The 20,567-nt window shown below is 70.2% G+C and carries 17 protein-coding genes and 1 pseudogene; 7 read left to right on the forward strand and 11 right to left on the reverse strand.

Annotated features, from left to right (window positions below; genetic code table 11):
- Positions 1–147: 147 nt before the first annotated feature.
- A complete protein-coding gene (locus tag E1211_RS04380) occupies positions 148–1,083 on the forward strand; it encodes a hypothetical protein (protein WP_132345620.1) in 936 nt (311 codons plus the stop codon).
- Positions 1,084–1,171: 88 nt separating this feature from the next.
- On the opposite strand, the gene E1211_RS04385 is transcribed toward E1211_RS04380, so the two are convergent.
- The 4 genes from E1211_RS04385 to E1211_RS04400 all read right to left on the reverse strand — a co-directional run bounded on the left by E1211_RS04385 (position 1,172) and on the right by E1211_RS04400 (position 4,310).
- Positions 1,172–1,477, reverse strand: coding sequence for a hypothetical protein (locus E1211_RS04385; protein WP_132345622.1), 306 nt, complete (start codon positions 1,475–1,477; stop codon positions 1,172–1,174).
- Between the two features lie 24 nt (positions 1,478–1,501).
- Entirely contained in the window at positions 1,502–2,980 is a 1,479-nt protein-coding gene (locus tag E1211_RS04390; RefSeq protein ID WP_132345624.1) for a hypothetical protein, read from the reverse strand.
- Complete coding sequence (locus tag E1211_RS04395; protein WP_132345626.1) at positions 2,977–3,489, reverse strand: SigE family RNA polymerase sigma factor; 513 nt, start codon at positions 3,487–3,489, stop codon at positions 2,977–2,979. Before E1211_RS04395 ends, E1211_RS04390 begins: the two co-directional genes overlap by 4 nt.
- Before the next feature lie 371 nt (positions 3,490–3,860).
- Positions 3,861–4,310 carry an iron chaperone gene (locus E1211_RS04400; RefSeq protein WP_132345628.1) on the reverse strand — a complete coding sequence of 150 codons (450 nt, stop codon included), beginning with the start codon at positions 4,308–4,310 and terminating at the stop codon, positions 3,861–3,863.
- A gap of 151 nt (positions 4,311–4,461) precedes the next feature.
- On the opposite strand from E1211_RS04400, the pseudogene E1211_RS33675 reads away from it, so the two are divergent.
- The 4 genes and pseudogenes from E1211_RS33675 to E1211_RS04415 all read left to right on the forward strand — a co-directional run.
- Positions 4,462–4,518, forward strand: a pseudogene (locus tag E1211_RS33675) (hypothetical protein); the annotation flags it as partial.
- A 25-nt stretch (positions 4,519–4,543) separates the two neighbouring features.
- The gene (locus E1211_RS04405; RefSeq protein WP_256371306.1) at positions 4,544–5,074 is read left to right on the forward strand and encodes a WYL domain-containing protein; all 531 of its coding nucleotides are present in this window, start codon (positions 4,544–4,546) and stop codon (positions 5,072–5,074) included.
- Complete coding sequence (locus E1211_RS04410) at positions 5,026–5,634, forward strand: helix-turn-helix domain-containing protein (protein WP_132345630.1); 609 nt, start codon at positions 5,026–5,028, stop codon at positions 5,632–5,634. Before E1211_RS04405 ends, E1211_RS04410 begins: the two co-directional genes overlap by 49 nt.
- 66 nt (positions 5,635–5,700) lie before the next feature.
- On the forward strand, positions 5,701–6,342 hold the full coding sequence (locus E1211_RS04415; protein ID WP_132345632.1) for a GyrI-like domain-containing protein: 642 nt from the start codon (positions 5,701–5,703) through the stop codon (positions 6,340–6,342).
- 244 nt (positions 6,343–6,586) lie between these two features.
- Here E1211_RS04415 and E1211_RS04420 read toward each other — a convergent pair whose 3' ends face one another.
- From E1211_RS04420 to E1211_RS04435, 5 genes are all read right to left on the reverse strand, one after another.
- Entirely contained in the window at positions 6,587–12,775 is a 6,189-nt protein-coding gene (locus tag E1211_RS04420) for a S8 family serine peptidase (protein WP_132345634.1), read from the reverse strand.
- 15 nt (positions 12,776–12,790) lie between these two features.
- Positions 12,791–12,952 (reverse strand): hypothetical protein, encoded by a 162-nt coding sequence (locus tag E1211_RS32325; RefSeq protein WP_165947165.1) that lies wholly within the window; start codon positions 12,950–12,952, stop codon positions 12,791–12,793.
- Between the two features lie 81 nt (positions 12,953–13,033).
- Entirely contained in the window at positions 13,034–15,928 is a 2,895-nt protein-coding gene (locus E1211_RS04425; protein ID WP_243709336.1) for an AAA family ATPase, read from the reverse strand.
- A 530-nt stretch (positions 15,929–16,458) separates the two neighbouring features.
- Positions 16,459–17,661 (reverse strand): helix-turn-helix domain-containing protein, encoded by a 1,203-nt coding sequence (locus tag E1211_RS04430; protein ID WP_243709337.1) that lies wholly within the window; start codon positions 17,659–17,661, stop codon positions 16,459–16,461.
- Positions 17,648–17,971, reverse strand: coding sequence for a hypothetical protein (locus tag E1211_RS04435; RefSeq protein WP_132345638.1), 324 nt, complete (start codon positions 17,969–17,971; stop codon positions 17,648–17,650). Before E1211_RS04435 ends, E1211_RS04430 begins: the two co-directional genes overlap by 14 nt.
- On the opposite strand from E1211_RS04435, the gene E1211_RS04440 reads away from it, so the two are divergent.
- Positions 17,970–18,719, forward strand: coding sequence for a DNA-binding transcriptional regulator (locus E1211_RS04440; protein ID WP_132345640.1), 750 nt, complete (start codon positions 17,970–17,972; stop codon positions 18,717–18,719). The genes E1211_RS04435 and E1211_RS04440 overlap by 2 nt on opposite strands.
- Before the next feature lie 147 nt (positions 18,720–18,866).
- On the opposite strand, the gene E1211_RS04445 is transcribed toward E1211_RS04440, so the two are convergent.
- A complete protein-coding gene (locus E1211_RS04445) occupies positions 18,867–19,229 on the reverse strand; it encodes a hypothetical protein (RefSeq protein ID WP_132345642.1) in 363 nt (120 codons plus the stop codon).
- 204 nt (positions 19,230–19,433) lie between these two features.
- Complete coding sequence (locus tag E1211_RS04450) at positions 19,434–19,784, reverse strand: hypothetical protein (protein ID WP_132345644.1); 351 nt, start codon at positions 19,782–19,784, stop codon at positions 19,434–19,436.
- Positions 19,785–20,096: 312 nt separating this feature from the next.
- Here E1211_RS04450 and E1211_RS32330 point away from each other — a divergent pair, with 312 nt between their 5' ends.
- Positions 20,097–20,519, forward strand: coding sequence for a hypothetical protein (locus tag E1211_RS32330; protein WP_207915230.1), 423 nt, complete (start codon positions 20,097–20,099; stop codon positions 20,517–20,519).
- The last annotated feature ends 48 nt before the right edge of the window (positions 20,520–20,567 follow it).

Here is a 20,567-nt window from a genome sequence, read left to right on the forward strand (position 1 = left end):
CCACACCCCGGCGCGGGCGGAATCGCGACGGCTCGCCGGCAGGGCCGGCGCTCGCCCGGGAATGCCACGGTAGGTCCCTCTCGTGAGGGAGCACCTTCCCCCGTCGGCGGGGGCCGTCCGCGCCGGTGCGCGGGAAGGATCGGGTGCATGACGACATCGGCATCGATCGCTCGCGGGACCGGTAGCGGCCTGACGTACGCAGTGCTCGGCTGGGCCGTGGCATACGGGGGCGTACGTCTGGCGTGGACGATCGGCGAGGCCCCGGAGTTCGGGCCGTTCGTCTCGGACCTGCTGGGCTTCACCGGCTGGCGGTCGGTGGCGTTGTGCGTGGCAGCAGGGGTTCTGGCGGTCGCGCTGGACCGGGCGGCGACCTGGCGGCCGGTGCTTGCCGGCGTCGCCTGGACGGTAACCGGGGCGCTGGTCGCGGCCGCCGGAATCCTGCTGCCGGAGCTGGTCGGGTTCCTGCTGTTCACGGTCGGCCCGTACTTCGACCCGGTGGCGCTCGCCAGCCGACTCGGTTGTGTCACCGGAGCGGCCCTGCTCGGGCTGGCCACCGCCGGTTACCAGCGGCGCACCCGAGGGGACTGCCCGGACTGCTGCCGTACGGGCAGACCGGGGCTACGGCGGTCAGCACCTGCCCGATGGGCGCGCTGGGCCGCGTACGCCGCGGTGGTCGGCCTCGTCACCCGCTTCGCGGCCCAGTTCGTGGTGGGCTTCGACGGCCTCACCCAGAACGCCTCCCTGATCGGGCTGGAGATCGGCCTGCTGCTGGCCGGAGTGCTGCTGCCGCTCGCCCTCGTACACCGCTGGGGCGAGATCTGGCCGGGCTGGGTGCCGCTGCTCGCCGGTCGCCGGATCCCTCGACTGCTGTTGCTGGTGCCCGGCTTCGGGCTCGGGGCGGGCATCGTCGCCTACTTCGGCATGGGGATCGTGCAGTTGAGTTCGGGATCGGTCAGCCAGTTCTCCGACACGTTCCTCTGGGTGGCGATGTCGGCGTACTGCCTCCTGGGGCTCGGCCTGCTCGCGGCGTCGGGCGACTACCACCTGCGCACCCGCGTCCCGTGCCGGGCCTGCGACCGGTGACCGGTTCGACACGGGCATCACCGATGGATGCCGCGCGAGCACCTGAAGCAGCTCCGTTCGTCTGCTCGGCGAGGACGGTGCGGAGGTATCAGCCGCGATGCTCGGGCGCGGCGTGGTCAACCTCGACCTGAGGCTTTTCGGGCTCGGCCAAGCCTTCCGCGCGCAGCCGTGCCGAGCGCTCGACGAGCATGTCCTGGGCTTCGTGCAGGCCCGGCCGAGGATCAAGGCCCTCGTGTGAGCGCAACAGCACCGCGGCCTGTATCACCCAGCCTCGGCGAAGGTTTTCGTCGATCCGCTCGCGCACCTGCCGGGACAGCGACATCCACCTCGGATCCTGCACTTGCTCGACCTCCGACCGGAGCCGGTCCGGCCCGTCGCCCTGCGGTTCGTCCACGACGCCTACCCTGCCGCCCGTCATCTAGCCGGACCCGTCACCCGCGCCCGGAGACCGAGGTGTCACGGACGTCCCGAGACCCGACACGGCCGGATTCGCATCGAGCCGGGCGCGCCGTCGCCGGGCGATCATTCGCCAGCCTGCCACCAGCGTCACCAGTCCGACCAGCGCCACCAGGAACTGTCCGAGGGGCCACCAGAGGGCGAGCAGCCGCCTGACGGCGCCTTCAGGCCACGACGGCGACGGCCCCCCGAAGCTGTCCAGCAGGTCGGCCGGCACGTCCACGAAGAGCGCGCCGGACGGTAGCTCCACCAGCTCCGGTCGGGAACCGTCCGGCCGGAACTCCCGCAGCTCGACCGCACCCACCTGCGTCCAGCCGGTCTCGGACCAGAGCTGGTCGTCCGGTCGCTTGGTCAGCCGCTTTTCCGGCTGGTATTCGGCGACGACCGCGTCGCCGTCGCGCTGCCAACCGAGCAGCCGGGCTGCCAAGCCCTGCGCGGGGGGCAGCGTCGGGCCGGTGGCCGGCGCGCCGGTGCGTGCGTCCAGGTAGCCGATCCGGATCGGACGCCGGGCGAGGCGTTGCTCGTCGCAGCCGCCGCCGTCCTCGCAGTCGCCCATCGACCACACGGCGATCCGGTCGCCGTCGGGCAGCCACGCGCCAGGCCCGGCGAGCCGGTCGCGCGGGGTGAGGGCTATGAGGGTACGGGTCGTCCCGGCGGCCAGGTCGACGATATGCAGCGCGTCGGACGTCGCCACGGCGAGGCGGGAGCCGTCCGCCGAGAAGGCGGCGAGGTTGCCGGGACGATACGTCCCGCTGATCTGGGGGAGCTGGCGCAGCGCCGCGGTGGCGGGGTCGAGCAGGCTCAGGCGCCCCAGCCGCCCGTCGAGGGTCTGTGCCATGACGAGCAATGACCGGCCGTCCGGGGCCCAGGTCACCGGCATGCCACCGGCGTACTGCCGCACCTGGCCGGTGGTCAGGTCGAGGATCGCCGTCTGCCCGACCGGATCGTCGGGCCAGTGGCTGCCCTCCAGCCAGGGTTGTGCGGCCAACCGGCGGCCGCCGGGCGACAGGAGCAGATCCTCCGTCCCCGCGGCGGTCTCCCCGACCGTACGGGCCAGCCGGTAGCTGCCGTCGCGCCCGACCACCAGGCTCCGCCCCTCCCAGCCCCAGATGTCGCTGCCGCGCAGCTCCTGGTCGCCGGCCACCACCAGGGCTGCCGGGCCCGGCGGGTCCTCGACGGCCGTCGCCTCTCCGGTGAGCGGTGGGTAGACCCGCGACGGCACCACCGGACGCTCCGCGCCGGCCGGCGAGGGCCCGGCGCCCGGCAGCGCGGGCGGCAGCAGCGGCACGCCGACCAGCACCCCTACGATCGCCACCAGCGCTGCGCCCACCTGGCGCCGGCGACGCCGCCGACCGCGTTGCCAGGTGTCGGGTGAGACCCGTGCGGGGCGGGACTCCTCAGCCAACCGATGCAGGACTTCTCTCAGCGCCTGATCGCTCATGACCGCACCTCCAGCAGTTCCGCCAGCTCCGGGGCGAGCACTTTCAGCCGAGCCAGCCCGTCCCGCAGTTGGCTCTTCACCGTCCCCGCCCGGCAGCCGAGGGTGGCGGCGATCTGCGCCTCGCTGAGGTCGGCGAAGTACCGCAGCACGATCGCGGCGCGCTGCCGGGGAGCGAGCCGGGCCAGCGCCGCCTGGACCGCGAGTGTCACGGCGATCGAGTCCGCCTCGTCCGGCACCGGCCGGTCGGTCCCCTCCAGCGGAGCCTCCGGTACCTGCCGGGCCCGCCGCCGCCACCAGGAGACGTGCTGGTGGTAGAGGACTCGGCGCACATACGGGTCCGGGTCACCGCCGGCCACCACCCGCCTCCACCGGCCGGCGACCCGCAGCAGCGTCTGCTGGACCAGGTCCTCGGCGAGGTGATGGTTGCCGGTGAGCAGATAGGCCTGCCGAGAAAGACCCGGACCGCGAGCCCGCACGTACGCCTCGAACGACTGCCGGTCGGCATCCACACAGCACCTCCTGCTCTACTCACACGCCCGGCAGCGGATCGTGGAGGGGCATCGGTGCCAGGAAATTTCCACGATCGCCCCGTGGCGGGTCCAGGAGTGTTCTGCCATCCTGTCCGGTCCCACCAGGAGGGGATCCCGGGGAGGCAGGACCGGCCGGCGGAGGCGGTGCTCGCCGTGCGCCGCGGCAGCGCTGATCCACAACGTGGGAATCGTGCTGGTCTGCCGCGGCCTGCCCGGCCGACCTGGCTTCGAGCGATTGCGGCGCGCGATCGGCGGCCGGGCGATCGCTCGTCGCACGCCCGGCGACGTGACGGCCCGGTCGGGATGCCGGACCGGAACCGGACCGCCACGCGGGGCGATTACCGCATCGATCAGGAGACCGCGACCTTCACCAGCTGGATGACCTTCTGCTCCACGGCGGGGCTCCACTTCTGGAGCGCGTACGACACCGGCCACATGTCCTCGTCGTCAAGGTTGGCCGCGTCCTGGAACTCCAGGGTCGAGTAGCGGGAGTTGAACTTGCCCGAGTTCTTGAAGGCGACGATGATCTTGTCGTCCGCGTTCGTGTAGGCGGGCATCCCGTACCAGGTCTTCGGCGACAGCTCGGGAGCGGTGGCGGTGATCGTCACGTGTACGCGCTCGGCGAGGGCACGATCCTCCGGCGCCATCTTCGCGATGCTGTCGAGGACGGCCTGCAGCCCGTCGGCCTTCTTGGCTCCCTTCTTGCCCTCAGCGCGCAACTCGGCGGCGCGCGCCTTCATCGCGGCACGCTCCTCGGCGCTGAAGCCGTCGGACTGGATCGTGGTGTTCTTCTCGGGCATGTCGGGCTGCCTTTCGACGCTCGGGGTTCGGCGAGATGCCGGCCGTCACGAGGAAGACTAGGTTCGGCGACACCCGGCCGCTTCTCGATTCGTGATCGAATCGGCGGCCCGGCCGATCGCCGGGGTCTGCCGCCGACAAGGCGTCGTGATCGTGGCCGCCGACGGCCGCCGCAGTCAACGGACGCTGCACCCGTACGGGCTCGTCGCCCACTCGGGCCGGTGGTACGTCACGGGTGTGGACCCCCGGGATCGGCGAGGACCGGACGTTCCGGCTCGATCGCATCACCGACGCGAGGCCCCTGCCCGGTTCGTTCGAGCCGGCCACCGGACCCGATCCGGCGCAGCGCGTCCTCTCGGCGCTCGCCACGGCCCCGTACCGCCATGAAGTGACCCTGCGGATCCAGGCGACGGTGGAGCAGGCCCGCGCCCGGCTTCCCGCCAGCGTCGCCACCGTGGAGGAGTCCCCACCCCCGGCGGACGCGGACCCCGAGGCCGAGGGCTGGCTCCGCGTCGAACTGCGGGCGGAGCGGCTCGACTGGCTGCCTTCGGTGCTCGCGTCGCTCGACCGGCCGTTCGTCATCGAGCGGCCGGATGAACTCCGCGGCCTCGTCATCGCACCTCCCCCTGCGTCACCCCTGGTCGGGGCGCCTGCTGACACAGTCGGGCCGTTCAGGCGTACGGGCAAAGATCCTTGCTGCGGTGGCAAGATTGGGGCATGGATGACGAGACTGCATCGACGATGGCGTCCGTCGGCCCCCGCCTGAAGGGGCTCCGTACGCAGCGCAACCTGTCGCTGACCCACCTCGCGCAGGCCACCGGGATCTCCCTGAGCACGCTCTCCCGCCTGGAAGCGGGCCAGCGCCGCCCCACCCTCGAACTCCTGCTCCCCCTGGCACGCGAGCTGCGCGTGGACATCAGCGAGATCATCGGGGCGCCGCAGACCGGCGACCCCCGCCTGCACCTCAAACCGGTCACCCGCAACGGCATGACCATGCTGCCCCTGACCCGACGGGCAGGAAGCCTGCAGGCCTACAAACTGATCATCTCGCCCAGGATGCGCTCACCCGAACCCGAGCAGTCCAGCCACGAGGGCTACGAGTGGCTCTACGTCCTCGACGGTCGCCTGCGCCTCGTCCTGGGAGACAAGGACCTGGTCATGGGTCCCGGTGAAGCGGCCGAATTCGATACCCACCTCCCGCACTGGTTCGGCAACGCCGACGAGAACCCGGTCGAGATCCTCAGCCTCCTGGGCCTTCAGGGAGAGCGCGCGCACCTCCGGATCCGGACCGTACGGGGCGAGAGCACCGCAAAAGGTTCCACGTGACGCCCGCCGGGGTCCGCCTCATGAAGGCCGAACGGCAGTGGCTCGCCGCCCGAATCCAGGTGCCCGGTGACCAGGAAGACTGACGGCAAGGTCGACTTCAAGAAGATCCTCGACGCCTACCAGGCGACACGAGGCCGGTTCCGGATCGTCGACGTACCCGACATGCAATACCTCATGATCGACGGCCACGGCGACCCGAACACCTCGCCCGCCTTCACGGCGGCGGTCGAGGCGCTCTACCCGGTGGCGTACAAGCTGAAGTTCGCCAGCAAGCGGGACCTCGGGCGCGATTATGTCGTCCCGCCATTGGAGGGCCTGTGGTGGGCCGAGGACATGGCCGCCTTCACGGTGGCACGGGACAAGTCGCGGTGGGACTGGACGCTGCTGCTCATGGTCCCCGACTGGATCGACCAGACCATGTTCGCCACCGCCGTCGAGCAAACCGGCGCCAAGCGTCGGCCGGCGCGTCTGGACGATGTCCGCCTCCGTACGCTGTCCGAGGGGCGGTGCGTGCAGACGCTGCACGTCGGTTCCTTCGACGACGAGGCCGGCGTCCTCGCACGACTGCATCACGGGTTCATCCCCGACAACGGGCTTCGCCCGGCCGGAACTCACCACGAGATCTACCTCAGCGACTTCCGCAGGGTCGCACCCGACGAGCAGCGCACCATCCTCAGGCAGCCGATCACTTTCGACACCGGGGTGTGAACGCGAGCACGGCCGACCGCACCGCCCCGTGGTTCGGCGCGTGGGAAGGCGACGCGACCTCGCAGGGCTGCCAGTGGGTAGAGCACACGCCACTGACGGACGGCCGAATCCTCCATCGCCGGCTGAGTGGTAGCTCCGGGTAGCAGCGGCTGCCTGTCCTGCGGAGCGTGGACACGGTCAGAGCCTCCCCGGTAATTCTCTCCGAGGAGGCTCTGACCACTACTTGTGGAACGGTTGGGCTATCTCACAGGCGCGGGTCCTCCTGGACCTTCAGGGCGTTGAGGATCGGGTCGCTCTCGCCCTTCTCCCGGCGAAGCTCGATCTTCAGATCGCCACCGGCGTGCTCGACGGTGACCGTGTTCATGTCCGCGGTCAGCGCACCCACCTTCGCCTGCACGTCGTGGTCGTAGAGCACGACCTTGCCGTCGGCCAGAACATCGAAGGCGCGCTTGCCGACCTTCACCTTCTCGATCTCCGCGAAGTCGAGGCCGATCCGGTACGTCCCGGCGGGCGCGTTCTTGAACACGTAGCTGAACGTCTCGCCGGTCCGCTGGGTACGGAACAGCGCGTCGTCCGTGGTGCCGGCGATGTCGGCCTTGGTGGCGCGCGCCTTGCCGCCGACGTAGCCCCACGGCCGCGAGCCGAGCTGCTGGTCGGGCGACCAGACGAAGCCGTCGGCGCCGACGTACCCGGAGCCGCCCACGTCGACGCCCCTCCAGTAGGCGGAGGTCGCCAGGCGGACCGGCTTGAGCTGGGTCTCGCCCTTGCCGGCGTTCGACGCCACGAGCACGTCCCCGACGAGCACGCCGGGCTGGACGCCGGCGTTGTCGGCCGTCGCCGTGACCCTGGTGGACTCGCCGGCCGCGAGCTTCACCGTGCCGGTTGCGGCCGCGCCCGTGAGGGTCAGCCACGGAAGGTCGCCGGCCTCGTGCCCACCGTCGTCGGTGCGCTTCTGCTCGCTGATCCGTACGTCGAGCGGGGCGGAGCCGGTGTTGGTCACCGTCACCTCGGCCGTCGCCTTCTGGTCCGGGCCGACGAGCCAGTCGAGGTCGCCTCCGGTGACGCTGGCGATGCCCGTGGTCAACGCCGTGTCGACCACCTCGGCCTGATCCTTCTTCGCGATGGTCACCGGGTGGCTGGCGGTGACGTAGTTCGGCACCGACACCTCCACGGTGTTCTCGCCGACCAGCGCCTGGGCCTTCCACCGGCCCTTCGCGTCGGCCGTGATGACCCGCTCACCGCCCGGCCCCTTGAGCGTGACGATCGCGCCCTCGATCGGCTTGCCGTCGTTCGCGTCGGTGACCGTGCCCTCGATCGTGCCCGCGGCCGGGAGGGTGTACTCCAGCCCCAGGCCGGCCTTCAGGACAGGCTGGTCGAAGGAGTACTGACTCGCGGGGTTGCGCGTCAGGCTCTCCACGCCGACCGTCGCCGACGACCCCCGGGTGAGGGGGTTGTCGCCGCCGACGCCGTCGCCGTACCCGATCTGGATCCGGCCGTCGGCGATCAGGGTGACCGAGAAGCTCACCCGAGCCGTCTGGTCGTTGTAGAAGGTGGCGTTGCGCCACTCGATGACCTCAGCGGCCAGGCCGTCCACCTCGGTCCTGCCGAAGTAGATGCCCGCCTCGTCGTCGACGACCAGGTCGTCCCAGAGCGGATAGATCGCGTCGAACGCGAACGGCGACGGCAGCTCCGTGTTGCCGCCCACGGCGCTGGCCTGGTCGAAGATCAGCTGGCCGTTCGTCGTCACGCACACGCCGTCCCAGGCCGTGTCGTAGAACGGGAACAGGAAGCTGGAGTCGAACCACAGCACACCGCAGACGTCATCGCCGTGCCACCCGGACTCCTGCGCGCCCTGGCGGTAGAGCCCGTCGGTCACCTTCATCGAGTACGAGCGACCGGCGGGGGCCACCGGCACGGGACCCGGCTCCGGCTGCTCGGGCTGGGGCTCCGGCTCCGCCTTGTCCGCGCGCGGGTCGAGCGTGACCCGCAGCGCGGCGATGGTCGGCGGCTTCAGGCCCTTCGAACCCCGCAGCTCGACGGTCAGCGGACCGCCCTCGTGCTTCACCACGGCGGTGCGCCAGTCGGCGGCGTTCGGCCCCACGGCCGCGGCCGCGTCGTACGCGTACTCCGTCAGCGAACCGTCGACGACGACGTCGAACACCCGCTTGCCCTTGGCCACCTTCTCGATCTCGGCGAACCCGAGATCGATCGCGTAGGTGCCCTTGGGCGCGTCGGGGAAGCGGTAGAACAGCTGCTTGTCCGACGTGGTGCGCTGCGACTGGAACAGGGCGTCGTCCGTCGTGCGCCCGATCCCGGTCTTCGTGGAGTTGACCTTCGTCTTCCCCTCGTAGCCCCACGCCCCGTTGCGGGAGGCCTGGTCGCCGGACCAGGTGTAGCCGGAGCCGTCGGTGAACTTGGAGCCGCCGGCGTTGACGCCGACCTGGTACTTCGTGGTCGTGAGCGTCACCGGGACGTAGGTCTTGGACTGGCGTCCGGAGTCGGACCTCACCACGATGTTCGCGCCGAGGACTCCGGGCTTGGCGTCCTTCGAGGAGATCGAGACCTTGACGGTCGTCGACTGGCCCGGGGCGAGAGTGCCGCCGGTCGAGGAGAGCGACAGCCACGGCAGGTCGGTGAGCAGGTCGTCCTCGACGTCGACCAGGACGACGTCGTCGGCGACCTGGTCCGCCGCCCACAGCGCGCCGGTCGAGTCGGTCTCGAGGCCGCCGCCCTGGCCCGCCTTCTGGCCCGGGAACCACCACGCGTTCACCAGGGAGCAGTCGTCGGGGTCGACCTGCAGCAGGCGGGTGGGCCTGTTCGAGGTGAGGTCGGTGTACCAGATGGTGTCGGACGCCTGGTTGTAGGCCAGGCCCATCACCTCGGGCAGCGGCGGGGCGCAGAAGGAGAGCAGCGCACCGGCGTTGTCGTGCGATGTACCGGCGACGGTGCCGATCATGCCGTTCGCCCGGCCGCCGACGTAGAACACGTCCTCGGTCGGGTTGTAGGCGAGTCCGGTCAGCTGCAGCGTCGACCAGTCACCCTTGATCTGCCGGGTCTCCTTGCCGGTCTTCCGGTCGAAGCAGTGGATGTAGCTGGCCGGGCTGTCCTCCATCTGGCACATGTCGCCGGTCTTGGTGTCGAACGCCATGTCGAACGCCCGGTACGCGGGGTTCCACGAGGCGTCGAAGACCTTCCCGGTCGGCTTGCCCGTCACCGTGTAGGCGGTGTTGGTCCGCTTGTTGTAGTCGTGGACCCAGACGTCGCCGTCGTACCCGACGCCGGAGGGCTCCTTCTCCTGGATCGTGCCCGGGATGGCGATCCGGGTGATGACGTCTCCGCCGGAGGTCGGGCCGACCTTGCCGGCCGCCTGTGCCTCCGCGGCCTTCGCCGTCGCCGCCTTGCCGTCGACGTTCGACGGCTTCATGCCGCTCGCGCCGGCCTTCCACGTGGTGAGGTCGATCGTGCTGGCCGCACCCGTCCCGGTGCGCGCGGTGGCGCCGGTGGCGTCGAGCTCGGGGTGACGCGCGGCCTCGCCCAGGTCGTACGTGAGCGGGGCGGAACCGGTGTTGGTCAGCGTCAGCGAACCCACACCGTTCTGGTCGGTGCCCAGCAGCGCGTCGAGCCCGTCGGCCTTCAGCCCGGCGACGCCCGTGACCAGACGCGCGTCGATCTTGGCGTTCGCGTAGAGCTTGTCGAGGGAGAAGGGGTACGCCGCGGTCGTGTAGTTCGGCGCGTCGACCGTCATGGTGTAGTCGCCGACCGGAAGCTGGCGGTGCACGATGCCGGTCCCGTTGGTCGTGACCGCCTCGACGAGCCCGTCCTTGTTCGAGAAGGAGACCTTGGCACCGGCCACCGGCAGACCGTCGTTCTTGTCGACGACCGTCGCGTCGAGGTACCCGAAGTCAGGCATGTCGTAGGTGACGATCATCCCGTCGCGCAGCACCGGGGCGCTGTCGGAGAACCGGATGCCGTCCACGCCGGCCCAGCCCTGGATGCCGGTGATGCCGTGCGCGCCGGCGGTCACCGGGTCGTCGGTCCCGATGCCGTCGCCGTACCCGAAGATCACGGTGCCCGAGCGGGTGAGCGTGGCCGAGTAGTTGACCGGCTCCGTGTACTCCGACCGGGTCGGGTAGGCCCAGAGCTTGGCGTTGCGGAATTCGACGACGAAGGCGTCCTCGCCGTTGACCTTGGTGGCTGCCGTGAAGACTCCCCCGCCGGGGGCGAACTCGACGGGGGTCTGGGCGTAGAACGGGAAGACGCCCGCACCGCCGCTGCCGGGTCCGGTGCCCTCGTCCGGGGTGACCACACCGCGCAGGCTGACACCGAGGGTGTCGTGGCTGCCGTTGTAGAGCGCGATCGGGAACGGCAGCTTCACCGTCGCCCACACGCCGCTGGTGAACTCGACCGGGTCGGTGCCGCGCAGGTACTCGCCTTCGGAGACGGCGCAGCTGTAGCCGCCCTTGTCGACGACGAGCCCGACCGGGATCTCGGCCGGCTGGTTCTGCGCGCCGACGGTCAGCGGGATGGTCGTGGGCGAGAAGCAGGCGTTGGGCTTGACGTTCAGCGTGTACCCGCCCTCGGGGACCGCACTGATCGTGAACGCGCCGTTGGCGTCCGTGCGTACCGGCTTCAGCGGCGTGTCCTTGACGGAGACGTCGGCGTTCGGGACGGGCCGCTTCTTGTCGTCGACGACCCGGCCGCTGATGTCATGCCTCGCGGCGGCCGTGAGCGGCAGCTTGACGGAGGTGTCCTGGCCGAGGGTGATCGTGACGTCGGCGGTCGCGGTCAGGTAGCCGAAGACCTTGGTGCTGAGCTGGTAGTCGCCGACCGGGAGGTTCGTGGTGAACCGGCCGTCCTTGTCGGTTCCGATCGACCGGCTGAACGGTCCGCTGATCGTCACCTCGGCGGCGGGGACCGGGGCGCCGTCGGCGGTGACGACACCGGTCAGGGTGCCGCCCTCCCGGGGCGCGAGTTCGAGCAGGCGGACCAGGTCGAGCCGGCCTTCGCCGTACTTGTTGTTGAAGTCGGCGGTGCCGCCGCACTCGGTGTCGTCGACGTCGACGGCCGAGTCGGCGAGCAGGCGGCGGGTCTGTTCGACCTGCCCGATGAGGGTCGGGTCGTAGCTCCACAGGTCGGCGACGGCGCCGGCGACGTGGGGAGCCGCCATCGACGTGCCGGCCATCTCGGTGTAGCTGTTGTTCGGGTACGACGAGCGGACGGCGACGCCCGGAGCGGAGATCTCCGGCTTGATCCGGCCACCCTCGCCCTCGCCCTTACGGGAGAACGACGCGAGCGTGCCGTCCGACGAGTAGGCGCCGACGGAGTAGGCGCTCTCGGCGGAGCCGGGCGAGGAGACGGTGTCGCAGGCCGCGTACGGCGTGGTGTTGCCCGACGACCAGACGCTGAAGATGCCCGCGGCGCTCCAGGCCTCGTCGATGGCCTGGAAGAAGTCGTCGAAGGCGTGCTCGACGGTCTGACCCCACGAGTTGTTGATGACGTGGGGGCGCTTGGACGGGTCAGGGTTGTTCCCGTTGACGTCCGTCGGGGCGAGCAGCCACCAGCCGGACTTGAGCAGCGACTCGACGCCGCTGCTGTCGCAGCAGCCGTTCGTCGCGATCCACTGCGCGTCCGGGGCGACGCCGACGTGCTCGGTGCCGTCGTCGCCGACCATGGTGCCCATGGTGTGCGTGCCGTGTCCGTTGTCGTCGCACGGCGCGCCCGTGCACGTGCCCCGGGTGGCCATCCAGTTGTAGTTGTGGTCTACGGTGCCGTCGGGCTTCGTGCCGCGGTACTGGTGCATCAGCGCGGGGTGGTCGAACTGTACGCCCGAGTCGAGGTTGGACACGGTGATGCCCGCGCCGGTGGCGCCCATCGCCCATGCCTCGGGGGCGTGGATCGCGTCCAGGCCCCACGTGACGGTTTCTGCGCCTGCCTTGGCCTTCGGTGCGGCGGGGCGGGCAGCCTGGTCGGCCGGTGTCTTCTCCTCCACCGGCTCGACCAGCGCGACCTGCGGCGCCGCGTGGATCTCGGCGACCTGGCCGACCGAGGCGACGTCGAGCGCGAGCTTCTGCGTGCCGCCCTTGACGAGCACGGCGTTGACGAGCGGGTAGGACGTGTACTTCACGCCCGCCGCGTCGAGCTCGGCGGAGACGGACGCCGCGGAGCTCTTCGCCGCCGCTTTCAGCGTGTCGTAGACGAACTGACCGCGGGCGGTCCAGTCGGCGATCTTCTTGGCGGGGGCGAGATCGGCCTTGGTGTCGAACGTGATCCAGAAGTCGGCGGCCGGCTGCGTGCGGAACCGATCTTTCAGGTTCGACGCGATCTTGTCGGCGGCCGCGCCGGGATCCGGCTCGGCGGCGGACGCCGGTGGTGGCTGGATCATGCTCAGGCCGACCGCTGCGGCAAGCGTTGCCGCGAGGGCTTTGAGTCTCATGTGGGGTCCTTCGGCCTACAGGGGTTGGTAGGGGTCGTGGCTCTCGTGGTCGTCGGCACCGTCGGCGTCGCGGGCGTCGGCGGCGTCGCGCGCGCTGACGCTCGGCTCGCGCGGCAGATCGAGTGGTGGCGCGTGCTCGACGGCGGTGTCGTCACGCGCGGCAGATCGCTCAGGCATGCACTGCCCCAGGACTACGGATCATGGAGCCATGCTCGGCGGGAACGAGTGACCTTCGCTATCCAGCGGATACGTCAATATTCATGACGGGCCGTCGTGGGAGTCCTCTTCTGCGAACACTCCGGCCTCCACCGCCTTGACCGCGAGCGCGGTCCGGGAGGTCACCTTCAGCTTGCGCATCGCCGCACGCAGCTGTTGATCCACCGTGGCCGGCGACTTGGCCAGGATCCGGCTGATCTCCCGGTTCGTCTTGCCGGCGACAACCAGTTGGACCACGTCGAGCTCCCGAGGGGAGAGCTGGTCGCCGTACCCCCGTCGGCCGCCGCGCCACAGTCGCGGAACCTCGGCGCCGTGTTCGCGAAGCCGCTGTGCGACACGGTCCGCGTCGCCGCGGGCTCCGAGCCTGAACAGTTGCTCGTACTGGGCGGCCAGCAGCTCTCGACCCTGTTCGACCTGGCCTTGCGCGATGAGCGCCTCGGCTTGACGCTCGCGGGCGAGCATCGCCTCGTAGGGGCGCGGCAACACGCTCCAGGCGCGCGCCGCCCGATCGTAGGCGGTCGCCGCGCGGGCGTGGTCTCCGGCGGCGGCGACCAGCAGGGCCCGGCACACGGTGAGCGCCGCGCGAGGCCCGGGCGCCGTACGGCCACGCAGCCCTCTGGCGAACTGGTCGCTCAGGCGTGCCGCGGCTTGGAGGTCACCCGCGGCGAGGTGCGCCTCGATCCGGGCGGGGACGAGGTCAGTCGCCCAGACCCAGATGCCTTTCCTCCGTACGGTGTCGATCGGCTCGTTCGTGATCTGTAGCGCCCGGCCGCTGTCCCCGTCCGTCAGCCACAGCCGGGCCAGCGCGGCGGCGGCCTCCATCGTGTCGTCGGCCGCGCCGAGGCGGGCGGACTCCTCGAGGACCAGCCGGAACTGCTCCTCCGCGGCGCGCCGCCGTCCGGCCGCGGCGGCCAGCCGGGCCGCGAGCCGGATGCTGCCGAGGTAGTGCGCCGGGCGGTCGCGGTCGGCGTCGGCGAGTGCCGCGCTCCGCTCCGCGAGGCCCTCCCACCGGCCGGTGAGCCACGCCAGGTTGGCCTGTTCGAGTCGGACGTTGTGCTGCAACCGGGACGCCTGCTCGGCCTCGGCGAGGCGCATGGCCACCGCGAGGTGTTCCTCCGCGTCGGCGTACCGGCCCCAGATCAGTGCGCCGGTCCCGACATTCGCGTGGATGCGGGCCACGTCGAGACGCTCCGCCGAGGTCGCGCCGTCGACGGGCAGGTCGGCGACGACGTCCCAGGCCTCCTCTTCGCCGAGCATGAGCAGCGCGGCGGCCCGGTTGCCGGCCAGGTTCAGCCGCTCCGCGGGGGAATCGAACTCGGCGGCGAGCTCGGCGGCGCGATCCAGCCAACGCCGATGGGTCGACGCCGGCCACGGTCCCGCATAGGCCCAACCGAGGTAGGTCATCGCCCGAGCCGCCTCGACCGGGTCGTGGTCGAGGTTGGCCACCGCCTGCTCCAGCTCGCCGAGCGCGGCCTGCGCCTCACCTCCGGTGATCAGGAGCCGACCCAGGGGGTTACGGATCTCGGCCTGCTGGCGGGCGGAGAGTCCAGGGGTCTCCAGCACCGCGCGCAGGGTACGGATCACCCGGTGGTAGACCTCGTCGACCGGTTCGCGACGGCCCAGTGCGGCCACTCCGGCGATGCGCGCGACTCGGGCCCGATCCGCCGGCGGCAGCTCGGACCACGACAACAAATCGACCAGCAGGTCGACGGCCTTGGTGTGGTCACCCGAGGCCATCGCCAGCTCGGCGCCCTGCTCGGCGTACCGCGCCCAGGACTGCGTCTCGCCCGCCTCGCGGAAGTGCCGGGCCAGGCGTGCGACAGGCGGCGGCTGGATGTCCTCCAAGGCCCGGCCGGCCAGCAGGTGGAAGTTTCTGCGGTCGGTCAACGGGATCGCCTCGTAGACGGCCGTGGCGGCCAGCACGTGCCGGAACCGCCACTGGCCGCGGTCGTTCCCGTCGAGGATGCCGGCAGTGGCCGCCTCCGCGACAGCGCCCCGACACGCATCCGGTGGCAGCGCGGCGGTCATCGCGATGGTGGCCACCGACGACCGCTCCGCCAACGTCGCCGCGGCGCGCAACACCTGCTGCGCCGTCGGTGACAGACGGCCCACACGCTCCCGGGTGGAGTCACGCACCGTCGGCGGCACCTGTAGCTCGCGCAGCTTCAGCCGGACCCACTGCCCGTCGCGGAAGACGAGGTCGGCACGGTCGCACATGAGGCGAACCGACTCCTCCAGCGCCAGCGGAACGCCGCCGGTCCGCTCGTGCATGAACGTCGTGAACTCCTGCGATATCGGGTTGCCGTCCAGCATCGAGGAGACCAGCGCCGCCGTGTCGTCGGGTCGCATGGGCGCCAGGGCGATCCTCAGCTGGGTCACGCCAGCAGGCAGCCGGGACGTCAGCCGCAGCAACAGCGATCCGGCGTCCACCTCCTCCGGCCGGTAGGAGATCACGAGACTCGGCCCGCCCGACTGCTGGCGGGAGGTGACGAAGAGCAGGAACTCCAAGGTCACCTCGTCGGCCCAGTGCGCGTCCTCCAGCACCAGAACGTCGACCCGCAGAGCCCGGAGCAGCTCGTCCAGGGCGCGGAACAGCCGATGCCGTGCCGCCTTCGCATCGTCCAGGGGCGGCAACGCGGGCGGCAGGTCCGACGACCACTCCGGGAACAGGGGCCGTAACGCACCCGCGAGCTCGGTGAGCCGCAATCGGGACACCGGCCGGTCGATCCCCCGGAACGCGTCGACGATCGGTCCCAACGTCAGCGACTCGCGAAGCGGTGGGCACACCGAGACCAAGGCGGTGCACTGATGCGGCGCGGCCAACCACTCTCGCAGCAGCCGGCTCTTCCCGATCCCCGCCTCGCCCTCCACCAGCACGATCGCCGGTGGCCGGGCCAAGGCTCCCGTGAGCGCCGCCAGCTCGCGCTCACGACCCACGAAATCCGGCGAATGAACTGTCGGTGAAGTCCCGTCGTCCTCGGGCGAGGGGTCGAGCATGCGTGATGATCTCGCTTTACGCTGCTCGGGCGCAAGTACTTGCCCGTCACCGGTTCGACCGGCGTGCAGCTGTCGCGACCACTCGCGGTGCGCCACCCTCGGCCCAGAGTGCGCGAGCCATGACCTGCACGCGCGCGCGGCATTGCACCCGACCGGCTATCGGTCAACGTGCCACTTCCCGGCCCGGCGAGGCTGAGTTCTGCCGCTCGCCGAACCCGCCGCAGCGTGTCGTTCGAGCTCATCCGGCCTGCTCGGGGTCATCCCGGTCGGGTGATCGGCTGCGTTGCGGTACGTCGCTGTTGTACTTCGCCGGTCTCGGATAAGACGTTGCGGTCGGTGGTGACCACGGGGCAGCCCGGGATGTGGCAACGGCTGCCGGGTCCGGCTCGCTGCTGACGGAGGGCCGTTCGGGCGGCAAGGGTCAGCCGGTTGCGGATCTGGGCCAGGGACAGAAATGGCGCCGTCACCGGTCAGCCGACCCCCAGGGTGACGGCAAGCCGCATGATCGTGGTCGGAGCGCGCGGATCACGGGCAACCTCGGCGAGTACGTCCTGGGCAACGGGTCGGTGCGTGATCTCGGCCGGCGCGGTGCACTCGACCTGGGTCAGCGCTCGGGCGGCGTTGACCGCATCACCGGCGTGCAGGTAGGCACGTGCAACGTCGAGCAGGTGCGCGGCGCGGTGCTCTGCGGAGAGCCCTCGCCAGCCGGTCCGCCTGGTGGCCTTCTCGTGCCAGGCGATCGCTTCACTGGCGTCGCCGGTTTCGACGGCTGCGGCGGTCCGGGCCAGGTCGACGGCGGTGGGTCCGAACTCGGTGCGGTGATGGTCGTGCCCGTCACCGACCCGCTCGGCAATGCCGGCAGCCTCGTCGAGCAGCTCGGTGGTGGTGGCCTCGTCCCCGTCCTGTGCCGCTGCCAGGGCAGCCTGGATGAGCAGGGTCCCGCACAGCGACAACTCCGCTGGTGTGGCGTGCTCGACCACGGGGGAGGCGATCCGGTACGCGGCGGTAAGGGTGAGCACCTTCGCCTCCCGGGCCCGTCCCGACGCGCGCAACACCTGACCGAGCTGTACGGCTGCGGCGGCAACCAGACCGCGGTCACCCGTGGCGGCGAGCATCGCGCGATCGGTGGCCAGCCACGCCAGCTCGCAGTGCCCGAGCTTGACCAACAGAGCGGCGATGATCCGGTACGCCTCCACCAGCGGCACCCGACCCGTCACCAGGGCTTGAGCGTGGCTGCGTTGTGCGTTGGTGAGCAGGTCCGGCAGCAAATCGATCACCTGTGGATAGCGGGCGTACTGGAACGTCGTCCATGCGTACCCCACATCCCGCAGCACCCGGTCCACGGGCAACACCGGCCGGCGACCGGCCGGCTTGCCCAGCGGGATCTCGTACCGGGACAGTGCCGCTTTGATCCGGTCGACGCCCTCCACGCGGTCGGTCGCCTCGACCGGCTCGGCATCCCGGCCGACCAGAACGGCGGCGTCGATACGCAACACGCGGGCGATCTCCTGGAGCGTGGACAGCTTGTCCAGCGACCGGACGCCGCGTTCGACCTTGTCGACCCAGCTCTTCGACTTGCCGAGCCGGTCGGCGAAAACCTGCTGCGACAGCTTCCGACGACCCCGCCAGTACGCCACCCGCCGCCCAACCGGCAACAACTCAACACCGCCCACGACGCCACCGCCGATCCGGCATCGCCCGAGTGGTCTCCTCCACCGGTATCCGATCCGCCTCGGCTTCGGCGAGAAGCCGCCGCTTGGCCGCGTCTCGCTCGGCCGCCTGGATCTGCTCGCCCCGGCTCACCGCCGGCTCGTCGCCTTTACCCGGCATCCCCACCTCCGTCAGCAGGAGCACGGCGGCACACTCGGCCGTCGCATCGTCATACTGACGTCGGGATGTCGCCGACTGCGACGGCACAAGATGCGACAACCCGACCACATCGCCGACGACATTTGGACGACATAGCGCTATCGTGACGGTCATGGCCGCCCCCAACACCGCCCTGCGCGCCGTCCGCACCGGAATGCGCATGAGCCAGGACGACTTCGCTCGCGCGCTCCAGGCCGCCGGCCACCGCGTCGGCGAACCCAACGACGCCAACAAGAGACTCGTCCAACGATGGGAATCCGGCGCGATCGCTGCGCCGCGTCCCGTCTACGCCCGCGCGCTGGAGGTCGTCACCGGCCTACCCATCTCGCTGCTAGGCTTCGCCGCGGTGCCCGGCGAGCAGGTCGCCGATGACGAACATGGTGGCCACGACCTGACAACTCCCCCGTCCAGCCTGGCCACGCCGACGCCGACGTCAAAGCCCGCCACGGTCCACCGGTCATATGAAGGCGTCTGGCTCAGCCGCTACCAGTACTACTCCAGCGGCCGGGACGACTCCTTCGCCGGGCAACACTTCGTCGTGATGCTCCAGCACGGCGACAGACTCACCGCACGCAGCCTGCCCGGATCGGCGGCATCATCTCTCTCACTGGACCTGACCCTTGACGGTGCCGTCGTCACCGGCACCTGGGTGGAGCAGACCGACCCAGCCGGCTACTACCGTGGTGCCCGCTATCACGGCGCGATCCAACTTCTGGCCGAACCGACGGGCCGACGAATGGCTGGCAAGTGGGTCGGGTTCGGCAAGGACATGGACGTGAACACAGGCCCATGGGAGCTCGTCTTCCAGGACGCCTCCACGTCCAAGGCAACCCTCGATCGCTACAACACGTCAGCGACGTAACGCGGCAGCCTCCGACCTCTCGCTTGTCAGTTCAAGGCGCGTCGTCCAGCCGCGTCCGTTCGCGTCCATGACCTCAAGGACCATCCGGCTACGGATGCGCTGACTGTGGGCATCCGGGTTCGTTGCTGTCGCCGTTGCTGACGACAGCTACGCGCCGAGCACGAACCCGGCGACAACGGGGCCGACGGTCAACACCAAGCCGCAACCCCAGCCTGCTATCAGCCCTACCTTCAACCATTGGCCACCGTACGCGGACGCGATGACCACGCCGGCCAACAGGAGTGTCTGCATGCCGAGGTACGTGCACAACACTGCGTAGGCGACGCCGAAGCGACCGCCGGCCTCCAGGTCGACATCGCCGCCCCGACCGCCTCCCGCTGATCGTGCAGCGCCCACGACGGCGGCGAGAGCCAGCAGGTGCCCCAGGACAGCCAGACCAATGCCAGCCAGGACCGGTCGTCGACCGGGGCTGGCCTCGCGCGGCTCTAAAGCACCGAACGGCTCTGACATGCGCACCTCATCAAGGCCGGCGACAGGCTATGAGTCGCTGTCGGAGCCTACTGTCAGCTTGGAAACCGGATTGATGTACACGTTGGGTAGCTGTGCCGGCTGGTCGAGCAACACGGAGCGTGCGAGTTGCCTCCGTCGAAGTGCGGTCCTTCTCCAGTGCTGCATCGGGCACGGAACGGGCACGTGTCGACCTTCTCGCCGGATTCAGAGGTCAGCCCAGACATGGCGCTCCTCGTACGCGTGCCAGCCCCGAAAGAACCAGTCGGCCAGGTCGCCGATCCGCTCAATGCATGCCTCGTAGTACTCGGCGTCAGGACGTGGGAAGCTCGGGTGACCGGTCCAGCCTGGCACGTACGTCGCCATCTCGTAGAACCCCTCGGCGAGCCACCGTTCCAACTGCTCTCGCTTTTGATACGCCTTACAGACCATCCGCATCGCCCGTTCCAACCGACTGAACGCACCGCGATCCCAGATCAGGTCCCCTCGGAGCCTGAGCAAGAAGCTCCCTTCCTCGGCGTTGAACTCGTGTCGTAGCACCTGGATCGCGTCGTCCACTTCTGGATCATGCGACAGCGGGACGGCCCGTGCTACCTCCTCTTCGTCCCGGAAAATAATCAGCCGCCGACGAGTTGCGCGAATAGCGGCGTTCTGCGTGGCCGGTGTGGAGCGACAACGGAGCGTCGGACGCGCGCTCAGGCGGCGGCGCGTGCGGCCCGTCAAGGGTCGCCTTGCTCGTACAGAGAGGTCTCACACGATCCGGAGTCCCGACTGTGTCCCGTCACGGGACATACTTGACGATCGCGTCCCACCAGACGCTTGACATGATCAAGGCCCTTGGGTTGCAACACCTTGTGAAAGACTCCCGGCGTGATGAGGGAGGCTGACGACGAGGATGCGCTGGACGTCCGGGAGCTTCGTCCGATCGAAGGGGGAACGTGGGGCGGGCTGCTGTTCGACAACCCGAGGATTGGGTTGCCACCGGCCTTGACCTGGAGCTTCCGTTTTCCTTTCAGTGAGGTGACCCGGGACTACGGGAGCAGCCAGATCTTCCTTGACATCGACTGGCTACCCCTCCCCGGGGCCAGCTGGCGCGGCATGACAGGCCAAGCGGTTCGAGGCGTCGGCGAACCTGCTGAGTCCAGCGTCTACTTCTTCCAGCATCACCAGTACGACCTGATCGATCTGGAGATCGCCGAGCAGCGTGATCTATGGAGCCTTTTCCAAGCTGATCTTGCGGCTCAGGGCCGGTGTGGCAGGCCCGGTGATCGATGGGTGCGAGGCTCCAGGTAGGACAGCTGTCGACCAAGACTCGAAGCCCCGACCGGGAGCCTCGCCATG

Source organism: Micromonospora sp. 15K316 (assembly GCF_004348525.1).
Classification (GTDB): Bacteria; Actinomycetota; Actinomycetes; order Mycobacteriales; family Micromonosporaceae; genus Micromonospora.

Coding starts and splice junctions, on each gene's coding strand:
- E1211_RS04440 (WP_132345640.1), top strand. CDS start 17,970: ATGGCCGCCCCCAACACCGCCCTGCGCGCCGTCCGCACCGGAATGCGC.
- E1211_RS04410 (WP_132345630.1), top strand. CDS start 5,026: ATGGATGACGAGACTGCATCGACGATGGCGTCCGTCGGCCCCCGCCTG.
- E1211_RS04380 (WP_132345620.1), top strand. CDS start 148: ATGACGACATCGGCATCGATCGCTCGCGGGACCGGTAGCGGCCTGACG.
- E1211_RS32325 (WP_165947165.1), bottom strand. CDS start 12,952: ATGCCTGAGCGATCTGCCGCGCGTGACGACACCGCCGTCGAGCACGCG.
- E1211_RS04445 (WP_132345642.1), bottom strand. CDS start 19,229: ATGTCAGAGCCGTTCGGTGCTTTAGAGCCGCGCGAGGCCAGCCCCGGT.
- E1211_RS04435 (WP_132345638.1), bottom strand. CDS start 17,971: ATGACCGTCACGATAGCGCTATGTCGTCCAAATGTCGTCGGCGATGTG.
- E1211_RS04420 (WP_132345634.1), bottom strand. CDS start 12,775: ATGAGACTCAAAGCCCTCGCGGCAACGCTTGCCGCAGCGGTCGGCCTG.
- E1211_RS04400 (WP_132345628.1), bottom strand. CDS start 4,310: ATGCCCGAGAAGAACACCACGATCCAGTCCGACGGCTTCAGCGCCGAG.
- E1211_RS04390 (WP_132345624.1), bottom strand. CDS start 2,980: ATGAGCGATCAGGCGCTGAGAGAAGTCCTGCATCGGTTGGCTGAGGAG.